Origin of the sequence: Olleya sp. Hel_I_94 (genome assembly GCF_007827365.1) — a bacterium.
Taxonomy (GTDB): Bacteria; Bacteroidota; Bacteroidia; order Flavobacteriales; family Flavobacteriaceae; genus Olleya.
Genome location: NZ_VISI01000002.1, coordinates 2,333,624 through 2,351,578 on the forward strand (window position 1 = coordinate 2,333,624; position 17,955 = coordinate 2,351,578).

The following is a 17,955-nucleotide window of genomic DNA, read 5'->3' on the forward strand; positions in this document are numbered from 1 at the left end:
TAACGTCATTCTGAACTAGTTTCAGAATCACATAACAGTGAGAAGTTGAAATAAATTCAGTAAGATTAAAGTAATAAATAGATGAAAAAGTACACAGGAATAAAAGACATATCAAATCTTCAAGAAACCATAAAGGACGCGATTTTATTAAAAAATAATCCTTTTAAATTCCAAGATTTAGGAAAACATAAAACATTAGTGATGCTGTTTTTTAATTCCAGTTTACGAACGCGATTAAGCACGGAGAAAGCTGCAAAAAACCTAGGAATGGATGTGATGATTTTAAACGTAAATGACGCCTGGAACTTAGAATTTGAAGATGGTACAATCATGAATGCTAATACGTCAGAACATATTAAAGAAGCAGCACAAGTGATTTCGCAATATGGAGATGTAATTGCGGTGAGAGCTTTCCCAAGTTTAACGGATAAGAAAAAAGATGAAAGTGAGTTTGTGATTAACAGCTTTATAAAATATGCAACAGTGCCAATTGTAAATATGGAAAGTGCAACAGCGCATCCTTTACAGGCGTTGGCAGATGCAATTACTATTACTGAATTATCAAAAAAAGCGAAACCAAAAGTCGTCTTGTCTTGGGCGCCACATCCAAAAGCGTTACCACAAGCAGTTGCTAATTCGTTTGTAGAAATGATGCAAAACTTGGATGTCGATTTAACTATTACACATCCTGAAGGTTATGAGTTAAGCGAAGCAATCACAAAAAAAACACCAGTAAATCACAATCAAGAAGAGGCTTTAAAAGATGCCGATTTTGTGTATGTTAAAAACTGGAGTAATTATAAAGATTACGGAAAAGTACTTAGTCAAGACGAAAATTGGATGATGACAAAAGCGAAGTTGGGTAATGCAAAATTTATGCATTGCTTGCCTGTAAGACGTAATGAGGTTGTTGAAGATGCGGTTTTAGATAGTGAACAGTCTGTTGTGATTAAACAAGCTAATAATAGGACTTTTGCTGCGCAAATTGTCTTGAAACAAATTTTGGGGAAATTTTAATGTTACGTCATGCTGAGTTTATTTCAGTATCACACAATTAGTAAATAATGAGAAACTGAAACAAGTTCAGCTTGACGATTGAGGTTTTAAAGTAAGCAATAAGTTAATGTTAATCCGTCACGTCATACTGAATTCATTTTAGTATCACATCAAAAGAAGAATAAGCATGAAAACACTAAAAATCATAAAAATTGGAGGAAACATCATCGATGATGATAACGCTTTGCAGCAATTCCTAAAAGCATTTGCGACTATAGATGCTCCTAAAATCCTAGTGCATGGTGGTGGTAAATTAGCAACTAAATTAGCGCGACAAATGCAAGTTGAGGTTAAAATGATTGACGGAAGACGCGTAACCGATCAAGTCACTTTAGATATTATTACAATGGTGTATGCTGGAAAAATCAATAAAACTATAGTCGCACAATTACAAGCTAACAGTTGTAATGCTATTGGTTTTTCAGGAGCAGATGGCAACACGATAGTTTCGGATTTAAGACCATCTAAACCTATCGATTATGGATTTGCTGGAGACGTCAAAAAGGTAAATACAGAAACCTTAGAAATTCTATTAAACAGTTCAATTACACCTGTATTTTGCGCGATTACTCATGATAAAAACGGACAATTATTAAATACCAATGCAGATACGATTGCTTCTGAATTAGCAATAGGTTTTGCAACAAAATATAAAACTGAATTATATTATTGCTTCGAAAAAAAGGGCGTTTTAGAAGATGTAAATAATGACGATTCTGTTATTCAAAATATAAACACCAAAAGCTATCAACCGTTGATTGAAAATGGTATTATATATGAAGGCATGCTGCCAAAATTAAACAACTGTTTTCATGCTGTAAATAATCAAGTTCAAAAAGTTTGTATTGGTAAATCAGAAATGCTTTTCGATAAAAATAATAAACACACAACCATTTCAAAATGATAGAAAAACTAACAACAAGAGCAATTGCTTTATTAAAACAATTGATAGAAACGCAGTCGTTTTCTTCAGAAGAAGGACCAACAGCAGCACATATTGAGCAATGGTTTAACAATCAAAATATTCCTTTTAAAAGAACCAATCATAATGTTTGGGCAACCAATAAATATTTTGACGAGAGCAAACCAACACTGTTGTTAAACTCACATCACGATACGGTAAAACCAAATAATGGGTACACCAAAGATCCGTTTATAGCCATTGTTGAAGACGGAAAATTATATGGTTTAGGTAGTAATGATGCTGGAGGTTGTTTGGTGAGTTTGTTAGCAACGTTTGCTTATTTCTATAGCAGAGAAAATCTAAATTTTAATCTGGTTATTGTCGCTTCCGCTGAAGAAGAAAGCAGTGGAGAAAATGGGTTAAATAGTATGTTGTCAATAATTCCAAAAGTGGATGTCGCTATTGTTGGAGAACCAACATTGATGAATATGGCTGTTGCTGAAAAAGGCTTAGTCGTGTTTGATGCAGTTGTAAAAGGTACGCCAAGTCATGCTGCGCATCCAAATCACGATAACGCCATTTATAAAACAATTCCAGTTTTAGAATGGTTTAAAAATTACACGTTCGACAAGACGTCAGAAGCTTTGGGAGATGTAAAGATGACTGTTACGCAAATAAATGCAGGAAAGCAGCATAATGCGGTTCCCGCAGATGTGAAACTAGTGGTTGATGTCCGTGTAAACGATAAATATTCTAACCAAGACATTGTCGATATTTTGCAGAAAGAAGCGCCATGTGATAGTATTATTCCGCGTAGTATAAAATTAAATTCATCGTCCATTCCAATCGATCATCCATTGGTAATTGCGGGAATAGAAATTGGTAGAAGCACCTATGGCTCGCCAACCTTATCGGATCAAGCGGTGTTGAGTTGTCCTTCTTTAAAATTAGGGCCAGGAGATAGCACGCGGTCACATTCTGCTGACGAGTTTATTTACGTGAATGAGATTGAAGAAGGGATTAAGATATATATTGGATTATTAGAAAAAGTATTGTAATGTCAGGTCGAGCGCAGTCGAGACCTATTAGTATTAAAGACCTCTCGACTGCGCTCGAGGAGACAAAAAAATCAAATTATGAAACTCTGGGACAAAGGAATAAGTATCGATAAAAAAATAGAACAATTTACCGTTGGAAACGATAGAGAGATTGATTTACATATTGCAAAGTACGATGTGCAAGCGTCTTTAGCGCATGCAATAATGTTGGAGTCTATAGGCATTATTTCTTCGGAAGAATTACAACAGCTTAAAATTGGTTTACACGCTATTGCGGAAACTATAGAAAACGGAACCTTTGTTATTGAAGCGTCCTTTGAAGATGTGCATTCTAAAATTGAATATGAATTGACTAAAAGCTTAGGCGATGTCGGCAAGAAAATCCATACCGCACGTTCTAGAAACGATCAAGTTTTAGTAGCGCTTCAATTGTATTACAAGGAGAATTTAAAAGAAATTAATACGAAGACAAAAACGTTTTTTGATACCCTTTTAGGTTTGGCGGAAACGCATAAAGATGCATTACTTCCTGGTTATACACATTTACAAGTAGCAATGCCATCTTCTTTCGGATTATGGTTTTCTGCTTATGCTGAGGTTTTAATTGATGATGTATACTTGCTAAATGCAGCCTTGAAAACCGTAGATCAAAATCCGTTAGGTTCTGCAGCGGGTTACGGAAGTTCGTTTCCTATTGATCGAGAATTAACGACTAAAGAATTAAACTTTTCAACCTTGAAATATAATGTCGTTGCTGCACAAATGAGTAGAGGAAAAAGCGAACGAACTATCGCTTTAGCTTTAGGAAGTGTGTGTAATACATTAGCGCGTTTTGCAATGGATATTTGCGTGTATAATAGTCAGAATTTTGGCTTTATAGCCTTTCCGGATGAGCTAACGACAGGAAGTAGCATTATGCCACATAAAAAGAATCCAGATGTGTTTGAATTGATTAGAGGTAAAGCCAATAAAATTCAAGCTTTGCATGCCGAAATGGTGTTAATTACGAATAATTTACCAAGTGGTTACCATAGAGATTTTCAGTTATTAAAAGAAAATATTATTGCAGCAATTGAAGATGTAAAAGACTTATTAGATATTTTTAATTACGCTATTCAGCAAGTTATTGTAAAAGACATCGATTTAAATGATGCTAAGTATCAATACTTATTTACAGTAGATAATATTAATACATTGGTTGTGGGAGGTATGCCTTTTAGAGAAGCGTATCAAAAAATTGGAGGCGAAGTGGAAAGTGGAACTTATGTGCCAGATACCTCTAAAAAACACACGCATGTTGGTAGTATTGGTAATTTGTGTTTGGATGGGGTTAGAGGCAAGTATCCTGAGTAAAATTTCAGGCATATAACCGTCAGTTTGAGCGCAGTCGAAAACCTTAAGATTTAAGTTTTAATAGCATTTCGACTGCGCTCAATGTGACAAAGCGTTACGTTTATTTAAACTCGAGGCAAATCGCTATCATCCTTTAAAGGTAAACAAGACTCTCCCATCAAATACGTGTCTATATGATACGCTGCCTGTCTTCCTTCAGAAATTGCCCAAACAATTAAAGATTGTCCACGACGCATATCTCCAGCAGCAAAAACACCAGGAATGTTCGTTTTGTAATCTTTGGTAGAGGCTTCAATATTGGTTCTAAAATCCATTTTTAATCCAAACTGGTCTGCTAACGTTTTTTCGGCACCTGTAAAACCAAGTGCTAATAATGCTAAATTACATTTCCATTCTTTTTCAGTGCCTTCCACTTCTTTAAGTTGCGGTCTTTCACCTGGAGTAAAAATCCATTCTACTTCAACCGTTTTTAAGCCTGTTAAGTTTCCTTTTTTATCGCCAATAAATGCTTTAGTAGAAATGCTAAAAAAACGTTCGACACCTTCTTGGTGCGATGAGGTTGTTTTTAGCTTCATAGGCCAATATGGCCAAGGTTGATGTGCTGGACGACCTTCGGTTGGTTTACTTAAAATTTCGAAATTGGTAACCGAAGTTGCTCCATGACGATTAGAGGTTCCAATACAATCGCTTCCGGTATCTCCACCACCAATAACGATAACGTCTTTTCCTTCTGCAGAAATAATATCTTTAAAATCCACTAAACCATCCACGTATTGATTATTTAGTTTTAAGAAATCCATCGCTTGCGTTACCCCTTTTAAGTCTGCTCCAGGAATTGGGATATTTCTTCTTACCGTTGCTCCACCGCATAAAACTACTGCGTCAAAATCGTCTTTAAGTTGGTTTGCGTCTATGTTTACACCAACATGAGCATTGGTTTTAAAAGTGATTCCTTCCTCTTCTAAAACAGCAACACGTCTGTCAATCACGGTTTTTTCCATTTTAAAATCTGGAATTCCGTAGCGTAATAAACCACCAACTTTTTCGTCACGTTCAAAAACGGTAACGGTATGTCCTGCACGATTTAATTGTTGTGCAGCAGCTAATCCTGCTGGTCCAGAGCCAATAACAGCGACTGTTTTTTCGGTTCTAATTTTTGGAGGATTTGCTACAATCCACCCTTCATTAAAGGCGGTTTCTACTATGTTTTTTTCAATATTCTCTATGGTTACTGGGTCTTCGTTAATACCTAAAACACAGGCTTCTTCGCAAGGTGCTGGACATAAACGTCCTGTAAACTCTGGGAAGTTGTTGGTTTTGTGTAAAATTTCAGCAGCTTCTTTCCATTTTCCTTTGTAGACTTTATCGTTAAAATCTGGAATTAAATTCCCAAGCGGACAACCACTATGACAAAACGGAATTCCGCAATCCATGCAACGTGCGCCTTGATCTTTCAGGTGGTCTTCTGGTAACGGAACCGTAAATTCTTTGTAATTCTCTATGCGTTTTTCTGGCGCTATATAGCTTTCGTTCTCACGCTTAAACTCTAAAAATCCTGTTATCTTTCCCATAATTTACGCTAATTCTAGTTGTTCTTGTTCTAATCTCACTAAGGCTTGTCTATACTCTTCTGGTAGCACTTTTTTAAACTTAGGAAGGTAATTGCTCCAGTCTTTTAAAATGCGTGCTGCTAATGGGCTTCCTGTTGCTTCAAAATGATTTTCGATTAATTGTTTTAGCTGAAGACTATCCGCTTCATTTTCAATTGGATCAATATTTAAATCTTCCGAATTGCAATTCTGTTTGAAGGTTCCTTTTTCATCTAAAACATAAGCAACTCCTCCGCTCATTCCTGCTCCAAAGTTTCGACCTACAGTACCAAGGATAACAGCAACACCACCAGTCATATACTCGCAACCATGATCTCCAATACCTTCTACTACTGCTTGTGCTCCAGAGTTTCTAACACAAAAACGTTCTCCAGCCTTACCATTTATATAAACTTCTCCAGAGGTTGCGCCATACAACGTTACGTTTCCTGTAATGATATTGTCTTCCGGAACAATGGTACATTTTTCTGGCACTTTAATAATTAATTTAGCTCCGGATAACCCTTTACCTAGGTAATCATTTGTGTTTCCGTGCACGGTGAATTTTAAACCTTTTGTTGCAAAAGCTCCAAAACTTTGTCCTGCAGAACCTGTAAAATCAATATCTATAGTGTCTTCTGGTAATCCATCTGCACCATAAATTTTAGAAATTTCGTTACTTATAACTGCTCCAACTGCTCTATCTATATTTGTGATAGGCATAGCTAAGTTTGTTTTTTGTCTTCTAAATAACGCTTGATGTGCTTGTTTTATAATTTTAAAATCTAAGTGTACATTCAGGTTGTGGTCTTGACAATAGGTGTTGTATAATTGCACATCTTCTGCCACTTCTACTTTGTGTAAGATTGGTGTTAAGTCAATTCCTGAAGATTTGTAATGGTCTATGGCTTTGTTTCTGTTTAGTTTTTGAGATTGTCCAACCATTTCATTAATAGTTCTAAATCCTAATTTAGCCATAATCTCACGTAATTCTTGTGCTACAAAATACATGTAGTTAACGACGTGTTCTGGTTTTCCTTTAAACTTTTTACGTAAGTCAGGATTTTGAGTAGCAATTCCGACTGGGCATGTGTTTAAATGACACACACGCATCATAATACATCCCGAAGCTACTAAAGGTGCTGTGGCAAAACCGAATTCCTCCGCGCCAAGTAAACATGCAATTGCTACATCACGACCTGTTTTTAATTGTCCGTCACATTCTAAAACCACACGATTTCTTAGGTCATTCATCACTAAGGTTTGTTGTGCTTCTGCAACACCAAGTTCCCAAGGTAAACCAGTATGTTTTTGTGAAGTTAAAGGTGTTGCTCCTGTCCCTCCATCAAAACCAGCAATTAAGATAACGTCTGCTTTTGCTTTAGCAACTCCTGCTGCTACTGTACCAACACCAATTTCCGATACTAGTTTTACATTAATTCTAGCTTCTCTATTTGCTGATTTTACGTCGTAAATTAATTGCGATAAATCTTCAATGGAATAAATATCGTGATGTGGTGGTGGTGAGATTAAACCAACATATGGTGTCGAGTTTCTTGTTTTTGCAATTTCTGGATTCACTTTTGGTCCAGGTAATTGTCCACCTTCACCAGGTTTTGCACCTTGTGCTATTTTTATTTGAATTTCGCTTGCGCTTGTTAGGTAGTTGGAAGTGACTCCAAAACGCCCTGAAGCGACTTGTTTGATTGCTGAGTTTCTCCAGTCTCCTTGTGAGCTTTTGTAGAAACGTTCTTGGTCTTCTCCTCCTTCACCAGAATTAGATTTCCCTCCAATTCTGTTCATCGCAACCGCTAAATTTTCATGTGCTTCTTTACTAATAGAACCATAAGACATGGCTCCGGTTTTGAAACGTTTTACAATTTCTGTCCAAGGTTCTACTTCCTCTAAAGGAATGGGGTCAAATTGATCAAACTCAAACAAACCTCTAATAGTCATTAGGTTTTTAGATTGATCGTTTACTAAGTCTGAAAACTCCTTAAATGTAGATGCTTTATTGGTTCTTACCGATTCTTGAAGCTTGGCAACTGTTAATGGGTTAAACATGTGTTTTTCTTGTCCACGTCTCCATCTGTAATCTCCTCCAACTTCAATTTGCGGTTCTGTATTTTTATGAAAAGCTCTTTTGTGACGTTTAACAATTTCTTGTTCAATTTCTCTTAAGCCAATACCTTGAATACGTGTTGGTGTATTTGGGAAATATTTTTCGACTGTGGAGGTTTTAATTCCGATACATTCAAATAATTGAGAGCCACGGTACGAGTTTAAAGTTGAAATCCCAATTTTGTTCATTACCTTTAAAATTCCTTTACCAACTGCTTTATTGTAGTTTTTAATGGCGGTTAAATAGTCTAATTCACTAAGGTCTGCATTGTTTATTTGTTCTTGAACAATTTCGTTTACAATGTACGGATTTACAGCACTTGCACCATAACCAAATAATAAAGCAAAGTGGTGGACTTCACGAGGTTCTGCAGACTCAATAATTAAACTAATTCTTGAGCGCTTTTCTAATTTATGTAAAGCGTGATTTAGATACGAACAGGCTAAAAGCGCAGGAATTGGTGCGTGATTTTTGTCTACAAATCGATCTGATAAAATAATAATATTTGCTCCGTTATCTATAGCTTTAGAAGCTTTATTCACTAGGTTTTCTAATGCAACTTCAAGCTCGTTTAATCCTCTGTTTACTTCATATAACATCGAAATAGATTCGACTTTAAAATCAGGATTAGTATCATAATCTCTAATCTTATCTAAATCGTGTTTAGAAATAACCGGATTCTGAATTTTTAATTTTTTACAATGTTCGGCATTGATATCAAATATATTGACGTCACTACCAAGCGTTAAACTTATATCTGTAATTAACTCTTCTCTAATTCCGTCTAAAGGCGGATTGGTAACCTGAGCAAATAACTGTTTGAAGTAGTTATAAATTAATTGTGGTCTTTCTGATAAAATAGCAATTGGTGTATCACTTCCCATGGATCCAATAGGTTCTTTTCCTAATTGTGCCATCGGACGAATAATGGTGTTTAAATCTTCTTCTGTATATCCAAAAACAACTTCACGTTTTTTAAGATCAATTTCATCATATTTAATATGACCTTCTTTAGCTTCAATATCTCTAAGATGGACTAAATTTTCGTTTAACCATTGTCTGTAAGGGTGTTTTGCTGCTATTTCTTCTTTAATTTCTTCATCATTAACAATACGACCTTCGCTCATGTTTACTAAAAACATTTTTCCTGGTTCTAAACGACCATGGAATTCTATATTTTCTGGAGCAATGTCTACAACACCGGTTTCAGAAGACATGATAACGTTTCCTTGTTTTGTTACAGTGTATCTTGAAGGACGTAATCCATTTCGGTCTAATACAGCACCTATAAAATTTCCATCTGTAAATGGGATTGAAGCTGGTCCATCCCACGGTTCCATTAGGCATGAATTGTATTCGTAAAATGCTTTTTTAGAATCCGACATGTGTGGGTTTTTCTCCCAAGCTTCGGGTACTAACATCATCATTGCTTCTGGGAGCGAACGTCCCGTCATTAACAGTAATTCGACAACCATATCTAATGTCGCAGAATCTGATTTTCCTCTTAAAATAGTAGGGATTATCTTTTTAATGTCATCTCCAAATAATGGGCTTTCCATGATTTCTTCACGAGAAAACATACGCGATACATTACCTCTAACGGTATTTATTTCTCCATTATGACAGATGTATCTAAAAGGTTGCGCTAAATCCCAAGTTGGAAATGTATTGGTAGAAAAACGTTGGTGTACTAATGCTAATCTAGTGTCTAAAGCCGAGTTAAATAGGTCTAAATAATATTCGTTAATATGTTCCGGCATTAATAAGCCTTTAAATATTATGATTTTAGTAGATAGACTTGGTAGGTAGAAGAATTGTGATTCTGATAATTTAGAATCATATATAGTGTGTTCTGCAATTTTTCGTGCAGCATATAATTTTATGTTGAATTCTCTTTCGGTTTGTGATTCGCTAGCCTTTCCTATAAATATTTGTTTTACAAAAGGTTCTGTTACTTTTGCTATTTCACCTAAAACAGTACTGTTAACTGGTACATCTCTCCAGCCGATTAATTTAAGACCTTGATTTTGGATTTCTTTTTCAAAAACATCAATACAATATTGACGTTGATTTTCTTTTTTAGGAAGAAATACATTGCTCACTGCATATTCTCCAGATTCAGGTAAATCAAACTCACAGAAAATCTTAAAAAATTTATGCGGAATATCAATTAATATACCAGCACCATCACCGGTTACTCCGTCCGAACTGACAGCACCACGATGCTCTAATTTTACTAAAATCTCAAGAGCTTTATGGATGATGTCGTTAGATCGTTTTCCCGTTAAGCTACATATAAATCCTGCACCACAATTATCGTGTTCAAATTCTGGCAAATAAAGTCCTTGTTTTTTTAGCATAATAAGTCAGTTTTAAAGGCTTTTTAGGCCTTATTACATACCCAAGATACACGCTATCAACTGAATTTAAAAAAAGTAGAAACACTTTTCCGAAATTCTGAGTTAGACTATTATTTAATACACTTTAATCAATTTTATGTCGCTAATACTGATAAATCATCAATACAATAAACGCAATAAAAACTAATGTTTATTGCGAAAACGATTTCGTAAAATATAAAAAACTGAATAATTTACAAATAAACAGTTGTTTTTGTGAGAATTAGTTATTTAGTGTGATGCGATATTGTTAGTAAACAGACATTTATTTTATGATACCCTATAAAAAATAGGGGGTAAAATAAAATTATAATAAAAATCAGCACACAACCCTATGTTTTTTAGGGGTTAATTTTTTTTTAACATAGATTTGGGATAATAACTAACTGATTTAACACCAATTTAATACCGATTTTTATGAAACAATTATTGACCCTATCGCTTCTTTTGGTTGCAACAACGCTGTTTGCTCAAGAGGATGCTAATACCCCAGAAAAAAAGTTTGCTTTTGAAGGTAGTGTGGATGCATACTACAGAACCAATTTAACAGCGCCAAATGATGAAAATCAAATTGCGCCCGCAACATCTTTTGCAGATACGGGTGGATTCTCTTTAGGAATGGGAAATATTATTGCATCCTACGAAAAAGGACGTGTTGGAGCTGTTGCGGATTTAGTCTTTGGACCAAGAGGTGAGGCTGCAAGTGCAACAGTATTAAATCAGTTGTTTGCTTTTTATAATATTAGCGAAAACACCAAACTAACCTTAGGAAAGTTTAATACGTTTTTAGGTTACGAAGTTATTGCACCAGCAGGAAATTTTAACTATAGTACCTCTTATTTGTTTTCTAATGGACCATTCTCTCATACAGGTTTGAAAGCAGATTTTACTTTGTCAGAAGATTTTAGCTTAATGTTAGGGGTGTTTAATCAAACGGATGTTACGGAGTTTAATCCTGATGGAAGTTATGCAGTAGGTGCGCAATTAGGATATGACGGACAGTATTTAAATTTATTATATGATGCTGCTGGATTAGGTTTTGAAGTAGATTATACTGGAGGTTTTGATGCATCAGAAGACTTTTTTGTTGGTATCAATGCAGCGTATGCAGATAATGACGGTGAAGGATTTTATGGTGTGGATTTGTATCCTCAATATGGTCTTAGTGACACCTTTACTATAGGATTAAGAGGAGAGTATTTTCAAACGCAAAGCGAATCTGTAGATGATGATCCAAGTGTTATTGGATTAACGCTTACAGGTAGTTTAGTTATTGACGAAGACTTAATTATTAAACCAGAATTTAGACTTGATAGTAGTTCTGAAGACGATTTTATTGATACAGATTTAATGGCTACAAAAAGCTTAGGTTCTTTTGTTTTGGCAGCGATATATAAATTCTAATAAAAACTAATTATGAAAAAAGTAGAAGCAATAATCAGAAAATCTAAATTTTCTGCAGTTAAAAATGCATTGCATGAAGTTGGTGTAAATTTTTTCTCCTATTGGGATGTTACAGGATTAGGTAACGAAAAAGAGGGACATGTTTACAGAGGGGTTTCTTATAGCACAAGTGATATACAAAGACGCTATTTATCAATCGTTGTTAATGATGATTTTGAGGAAGTAACAATAAAGGCCATTTTAGAATCAGGATCGACTGGAGAGGTTGGTGATGGTAAAATATTTGTCTCACAAGTTGATGAGGTCTATAGAATAAGAACAGGAGCAAAAGGCGGAAACACTTTAAAATAAAAAAACATGGAATTACTTACAATAAATAATGTATGGATGATGATCTGTACAGCCTTAGTTTTCTTTATGCATTTAGGATTTGCATTTTTAGAAATAGGGTTAACACGACAAAAAAACACATTAAACATTTTATTTAAAAACATATTTATTATTACGGTAGGTCTATTACTTTACTGTTTAGTAGGTTTTAATTTAATGTACCCAGGTGAATTTAATGGGTTTATCGGATTTGCTGGTTTTGGATTGGATGCGCCAGTAACAGCAGAAGGTGCTTTAGATTTAGCATATAATGAAGGGTATACGTATTGGACAGACTTCTTATTTCAAGGGATGTTTGCAGCAACAGCAGCAACTATTGTGTCTGGTGCAGTAGCAGAACGTATGAAGATTGGACCTTTTATGATTTTTACAATAATATATGTTGGATTAGTATATCCAATTGCTGGCTCATGGAAATGGGGAGGTGGATTTTTGGACAGTTTAGAAACGCCTTTTTATGACTTTGCAGGATCAACCTTAGTGCACTCTGTTGGTGGATGGGCAGCGTTAGTTGCTGTTTGCTTATTAGGTCCAAGAATTGGGAAATTTAAAAACGGAAAGCTTCAAGCAATTCCTGGACACAATATACCATTAGCAACTGCAGGAGTTTTAATACTTTGGCTTGGGTGGTTTGGGTTTAATGGTGGGTCTGTGTTATCTGCCGATCCAAGTTTAACATCGCTAACACTTGTAACTACTTGTCTTGCAGCAGCAGCAGGAGGTGTTGTAGCAGCTTTAGTATCTACGGTACTTTATAAAAACCTTGATTTAACTATGTTTTTAAATGGTATTTTAGGAGGATTAGTTGGTATAACTGCAGGAGCAGACCAAATGAGTCCAACAGATGCTATATTAATAGGAGTCATAGCAGGAGCAATAATTGTTTTTGCAGTATCATTAATAGATAAATTAAAACTAGATGATCCAGTTGGTGCAATTGCTGTGCATTTGGCTTGTGGAATTTGGGGTACTTTAGCAGTTGGTATTTTTGGAGAATTAGCTAGTGGATCGCAATTTTTTAGCCAGTTAATCGGTGTTGGATCTTATGCGGCAATATGTATTGTGTCTTCATTTTTAATTATTTTTATAATGAAGAAAACAGTTGGAATTAGAGTTTCTGAAAAAGAAGAATTAGAAGGACTTGATGCTCATGAGCATGGTATGGATGCGTATCCAGACTTTAGATTAAATGAACATTAAGATTTAGTTAATTTGTTGAAAAAACCTGAAGACATTTTGTTTTCAGGTTTTTTTTGTGATTAATTTGAAATAATATAAAGCAAAAAAAACTCAGCAATTAAATTGCTGAGCATGTTTTAGACTAACAAAAATAGTGTTAAATAATCGTAGATTGTCCTAAGTGAATATTATTGAAATTAATATTCGTATCATTTGGGTTGCTTATAAAATCTGCAATAAAATCGCCGACCTTAGCAGTAGAAATATTGTCGTAGGACGTATTTAAGTCTGGTGTTGTAATTTCTAATTTTAAAGATTTTTCAACTCCTTCTTTAATTAAATTAGCTTCTTCATGTAAGTCAAAATGCTCTAAAAGCATCGCTGCACTTAATATAGATGCAATTGGGTTTGCTATCCCTTTTCCTATTGCTTGTGGGTATGATCCATGTATGGGTTCAAACATGGCATATTTGTCACCAATGGAGGCTGATGCCAGTAATCCAATAGAGCCGCCAATTACACTGGCTTCGTCACTTATAACGTCTCCAAATAAGTTTTCGGTTAAAATAACATCAAACTGTTTTGGGTTTAAAATCATTTGCATGGCAGCATTATCCACAAATAAAAAGTCTAAGGTTACATCTGGGTAATCCTTTGCTAAATCAGTAACAACTTTACGCCATAATCTAGACGTTTCTAAAACATTAGCTTTATCTACTAGTGTTACCTTTTTCTTTCTGTTTTGTGCGTTTTTAAAGGCTAAATGTGCAATACGCTCAATTTCGTGTTTAGAATATTCGCATAAATCAGACGCAGTATTTCCGTCTTCACTTAAATATTTTTCACCAAAGTAAATTCCGCCTGTTAGCTCTCTGTATATGCTTATATCTGTTCCTTCTATTATATGTTGTTTTAAAGGAGATTTATCTAACAGTACGTCATATGCTTTTACGGGTCTAATGTTTGCGTATAAACCAAGTTCTTTTCTTAGTTTTAATAGGCCTTGTTCAGGTCTAACTTTGGCTGTAGGATCGTTATCATATTTAGGGGCTCCAATAGCTCCAAATAAAATGGCGTCACTAGACTGGCATAAGTCTAGAGTGTTGTCAGGTAATGGGTTGTTGTGTTTGTCAATTGCTATTGCGCCAACAGAAGCTTCTTTAAATAAAAAGGTGTGATCAAATTCTAAAGCAATAGCTTTTAAAACTTTGATTGCTTGATTAGTTACTTCTGGACCTATACCGTCACCAGGTAAAACTGCTATGTTTAATTTCATAGTATAATTATTAGTATGTTTTTTTGGCTTCAAAAGCCGAAATAGTTTCTTTTTTACTTAATAGGTAGTCAATATCATCATAACCATTAATCATACAGGTTTTTTTGTAAGCATCAATGTCAAAAGCTTCCTTGAAAGAAGTGTCTTTTACGGAGATAATTTGCGCTTCAAGATTAACTTCTAAAATAGTCTCCGGATTTTCAGTGGTAACGTCTATTAGTACTTTTAAAAATTCTGCTGAAACTTGAACAGGTAACAGTCCATTATTTAAAGCATTTCCTTTAAAAATATCCGCAAAAAAACTTGAAACAATAACTTTAAAGCCATAATCGCTTAAAGCCCAAGCTGCGTGTTCGCGACTAGAGCCGCAACCAAAATTATCTCCCGCAACTAAAATGCTTCCTGAATATTTAGGATTGTTTAAAGAGAAAGACTCATTTACCGAATCATCTTTGTTAAACCTCCAATCTTTAAAAAGGTTGTCTCCAAAGCCTTTTCGGTCTGTTGCTTTTAAAAATCGAGCAGGAATAATCTGATCTGTATCTATGTTTTCTATTGCTAACGGAATAGCTTGAGATTGTAATGTTGTAAACTTTTCCATCTTAATTTAGTTGTTTTGTTATGTCCACAATTTTGCCTTCAATAGCTGTTGCAGCTGCAACTAAAGGACTAGCTAAAATAGTTCTAGAGCCTTGTCCTTGTCTTCCTTCAAAGTTTCGGTTTGATGTTGAAACACAATATTCGCCTTGCGGAATCTTATCGTCGTTCATGGCTAAACAAGCGGAACAACCCGGTTGTCTTAGCTCAAAGCCAGCTGCATCAAATACATCTTTAAGACCTTCTTTTATAATTTGAGCCTCTACTTGTTTGCTACCAGGTACTAACCAAGCAGTAACATTATCTGCTTTTTGTTTTCCTTTTATGTAGCTTGCAGCTACTCTGAAATCTTCAATTCTAGAGTTGGTACAGCTTCCAATAAAGACATAGTTAATGGGTTTATTGATTAAAGATTCTCCTTTTTTGAAATCCATATATTGTAAAGATTTTTCAAAAGAAGCATCGTCTATACTTGGAATGTTTTCAGTCACTTTAATTCCCATTCCTGGGTTGGTACCATAAGTTACCATAGGTTCTATATCTTCCGCGTCAAAAGCATATTCTTTATCAAAAACAGCATCTGTATCCGTTGGTAATGTTTTCCAATAGGCTACTTTTTTGTCAAAAGCATCTCCTTTTGGCGCAAATTCTTTATCCTTTACATAGTCAAAAGTGGTTTGGTCTGGGGCAATCATTCCGCCTCGAGCGCCCATTTCAATACTCATATTACAAACAGTCATTCTGCCTTCCATGGACATGTTTTCAAAAACATCTCCCGCATATTCGCAGAAGTAACCTGTGCCTGAGTTTGTGCCTAATTTGGCAATGATGTATAAAATAACATCTTTGGGTAATACGCCATTTTTAAGTTTACCGCTAACGGTCACTCTTAAGCTTTTTGGCTTAGTTAAAAGTAAGCATTGACTAGCAAAAACCTGTGCCACTTGACTGGTTCCAATACCAAAAGCGATGGTTCCAAAAGCACCATGTGTTGAGGTGTGACTGTCACCACAAACCATTGTCATTCCTGGTTGGGTAATCCCTAATTCTGGAGCCATAACATGGACAATCCCATTGTATTGGTGTCCTAGTTGGTAAAGTGTAATATTATTTTTTTTACAGTTTTTAGATAGTTGTTCTAATTGATTTCTAGACAATAAATCTTTAACTGGTAAGTGTTGGTTTTGTGTTGGCGTATTATGGTCCGCAGTGGCAACAATTTGTTTTGGTCTAAAAACAGGGATGTTGCGTGCTTCTAGCTCATTAAAAGCTTGCGGACTGGTCACCTCGTGTATTAGGTGTTTGTCAATATATAATACTTGTGGTCCGTCTTTAACGGTTTCTACAACGTGGGCATCCCAAACTTTGTCAAATAATGTTTGTCCCATAATTAAGCCGAAATTATTTGTTGATACATTTTGCTAGTTTCAATAATCTGATGGATATCACCATCATTTATTTCTTTTTTTCTATCTGCAAAATTTAAAAAGTTAGCATAAACATCATCTAATTGAAGCTTTGTTAGTTCGTAACCCACATTTTTTGCTCTGTATGCTAAAGCGGCACGACCACTTCTGGCGGTTAAAACAATTGCAGATTCTGTAACACCAACATCTTTAGGATTGATTATCTCGTAAGTTTCACGGTTTTTAATCACACCATCTTGATGTATACCTGAGCTGTGTGCAAAAGCATTAGCACCAACAATAGCTTTATTAGGTTGCGTGTAAATCCCCATGCTTTCTGACACTAATTGACTAAGTCCGTAAAGCATTTCTGTTTTTATACTAGTATCTAGGTTTAGGTAAGGGTGCTGTTTTAAAACCATGACTACTTCTTCAAGCGCAGTATTACCGGCACGCTCTCCAATTCCGTTTATGGTACATTCTACTTGTCTTGCTCCGTTAATAACGCCTTCTATAGAGTTTGCAGTTGCAAGACCTAAATCGTTATGGCAATGACAGGATAAAATGGCTTTTTCAATTCCTTTTACGTTCTCTTTTAAATATTTAATTTTTGCGCCATATTCACTAGGCAAACAATATCCTGTTGTATCTGGGATATTTAGTACTGTTGCTCCTGCCTTTATTGCAGCTTCGCACACTCGTGCTAAATACTCGTTATCTGTACGTCCAGCATCTTCAGCATAAAATTCTACGTCTTCAACAAAGGATTTAGCATATTTTACAGCATCGTAAGCACGTTGTATAATATCCGCTTTGTTAGTTTTAAATTTATGAAGTATGTGGGAGTCTGATGTGCCTATTCCTGTGTGGATTCTTGGGTGTTTAGCATGTTTTAATGCTTCGGCAGCTACTTTTATGTCGTTTTCTACAGCTCTAGTTAAGCCGCAAACGGTAGAATTTTTTACGATTTTTGATATTTCTTCTACCGATTTGAAGTCACCTGGACTAGAGACGGGAAAACCTGCTTCGATTACATTAACACCTAGTTGGTCCAATTGCTTAGCAATAATTACTTTTTGCTCTGTATTTAGCTTACAACCTGGTACTTGTTCGCCATCACGTAGCGTTGTATCAAATATTTGAATTGCGTTTTTTGACATTTTTAGAGAGAATTATTTTTCTTTTGAATTACTAATGTATACTTTGGTTAACTATTTGATTT

At 35.3% G+C, this 17,955-nt stretch carries 13 protein-coding genes; 7 read left to right on the top strand and 6 right to left on the bottom strand.

The genetic code is table 11. From position 1 onward, the window contains the following. The first annotated feature begins 81 nt into the window (after nt 1–81). The 4 genes from JM82_RS13735 to argH all read left to right on the top strand — a co-directional run bounded on the left by JM82_RS13735 (nt 82) and on the right by argH (nt 4,371). Complete coding sequence (locus JM82_RS13735; protein ID WP_145005146.1) at nt 82–1,017, top strand: acetylornithine carbamoyltransferase; 936 nt, start codon at nt 82–84, stop codon at nt 1,015–1,017. A gap of 166 nt (nt 1,018–1,183) precedes the next feature. Beyond that, entirely contained in the window at nt 1,184–1,960 is a 777-nt protein-coding gene (gene argB, locus JM82_RS13740; protein WP_186439226.1) for an acetylglutamate kinase, read from the top strand. Further along, entirely contained in the window at nt 1,957–3,018 is a 1,062-nt protein-coding gene (locus JM82_RS13745) for a M20 family metallo-hydrolase (protein WP_145005152.1), read from the top strand. Before argB ends, JM82_RS13745 begins: the two co-directional genes overlap by 4 nt. Nucleotides 3,019–3,096: 78 nt before the next feature. Continuing rightward, nucleotides 3,097–4,371: an argininosuccinate lyase gene (argH, locus tag JM82_RS13750; protein WP_145005155.1), complete on the top strand. Its 1,275-nt coding sequence runs from the start codon at nt 3,097–3,099 to the stop codon at nt 4,369–4,371. A 104-nt stretch (nt 4,372–4,475) separates the two neighbouring features. Here argH and JM82_RS13755 read toward each other — a convergent pair whose 3' ends face one another. Together JM82_RS13755 and gltB are read right to left on the bottom strand one after the other, a co-directional pair. Then, on the bottom strand, nt 4,476–5,942 hold the full coding sequence (locus JM82_RS13755; protein ID WP_145005158.1) for a glutamate synthase subunit beta: 1,467 nt from the start codon (nt 5,940–5,942) through the stop codon (nt 4,476–4,478). 3 nt (nt 5,943–5,945) lie between these two features. Beyond that, nucleotides 5,946–10,442, bottom strand: a complete 4,497-nt coding sequence (gene gltB, locus JM82_RS13760; protein WP_145005161.1) for a glutamate synthase large subunit — start codon at nt 10,440–10,442, stop codon at nt 5,946–5,948. Nucleotides 10,443–10,898: 456 nt separating this feature from the next. On the opposite strand from gltB, the gene JM82_RS13765 reads away from it, so the two are divergent. From JM82_RS13765 to JM82_RS13775, 3 genes are read left to right on the top strand one after another with little or no spacing between them, the layout of a single operon-like run. After that, the gene (locus JM82_RS13765) at nt 10,899–11,885 is read left to right on the top strand and encodes an outer membrane beta-barrel protein (protein WP_145005164.1); all 987 of its coding nucleotides are present in this window, start codon (nt 10,899–10,901) and stop codon (nt 11,883–11,885) included. A 12-nt stretch (nt 11,886–11,897) separates the two neighbouring features. Beyond that, entirely contained in the window at nt 11,898–12,236 is a 339-nt protein-coding gene (locus JM82_RS13770) for a P-II family nitrogen regulator (RefSeq protein WP_145005167.1), read from the top strand. A gap of 6 nt (nt 12,237–12,242) precedes the next feature. Beyond that, the gene (locus tag JM82_RS13775) at nt 12,243–13,475 is read left to right on the top strand and encodes an ammonium transporter (protein ID WP_145005170.1); all 1,233 of its coding nucleotides are present in this window, start codon (nt 12,243–12,245) and stop codon (nt 13,473–13,475) included. Between the two features lie 136 nt (nt 13,476–13,611). Here the strand turns inward: JM82_RS13775 and leuB are convergent, their stop codons facing one another. The 4 genes from leuB to JM82_RS13795 are packed head-to-tail and all read right to left on the bottom strand — an operon-like array spanning nt 13,612 to nt 17,893. After that, complete coding sequence (leuB, locus tag JM82_RS13780) at nt 13,612–14,730, bottom strand: 3-isopropylmalate dehydrogenase (RefSeq protein ID WP_145005174.1); 1,119 nt, start codon at nt 14,728–14,730, stop codon at nt 13,612–13,614. Nucleotides 14,731–14,740: 10 nt separating this feature from the next. Beyond that, nucleotides 14,741–15,331 (bottom strand): 3-isopropylmalate dehydratase small subunit, encoded by a 591-nt coding sequence (gene leuD / locus JM82_RS13785; protein ID WP_145005177.1) that lies wholly within the window; start codon nt 15,329–15,331, stop codon nt 14,741–14,743. Between the two features lies 1 nt (nt 15,332). After that, entirely contained in the window at nt 15,333–16,715 is a 1,383-nt protein-coding gene (gene leuC, locus JM82_RS13790; protein ID WP_145005180.1) for a 3-isopropylmalate dehydratase large subunit, read from the bottom strand. Between the two features lie 2 nt (nt 16,716–16,717). Further along, a complete protein-coding gene (locus JM82_RS13795; RefSeq protein WP_145005183.1) occupies nt 16,718–17,893 on the bottom strand; it encodes a 2-isopropylmalate synthase in 1,176 nt (391 codons plus the stop codon). Nucleotides 17,894–17,955: the final 62 nt, after the last annotated feature.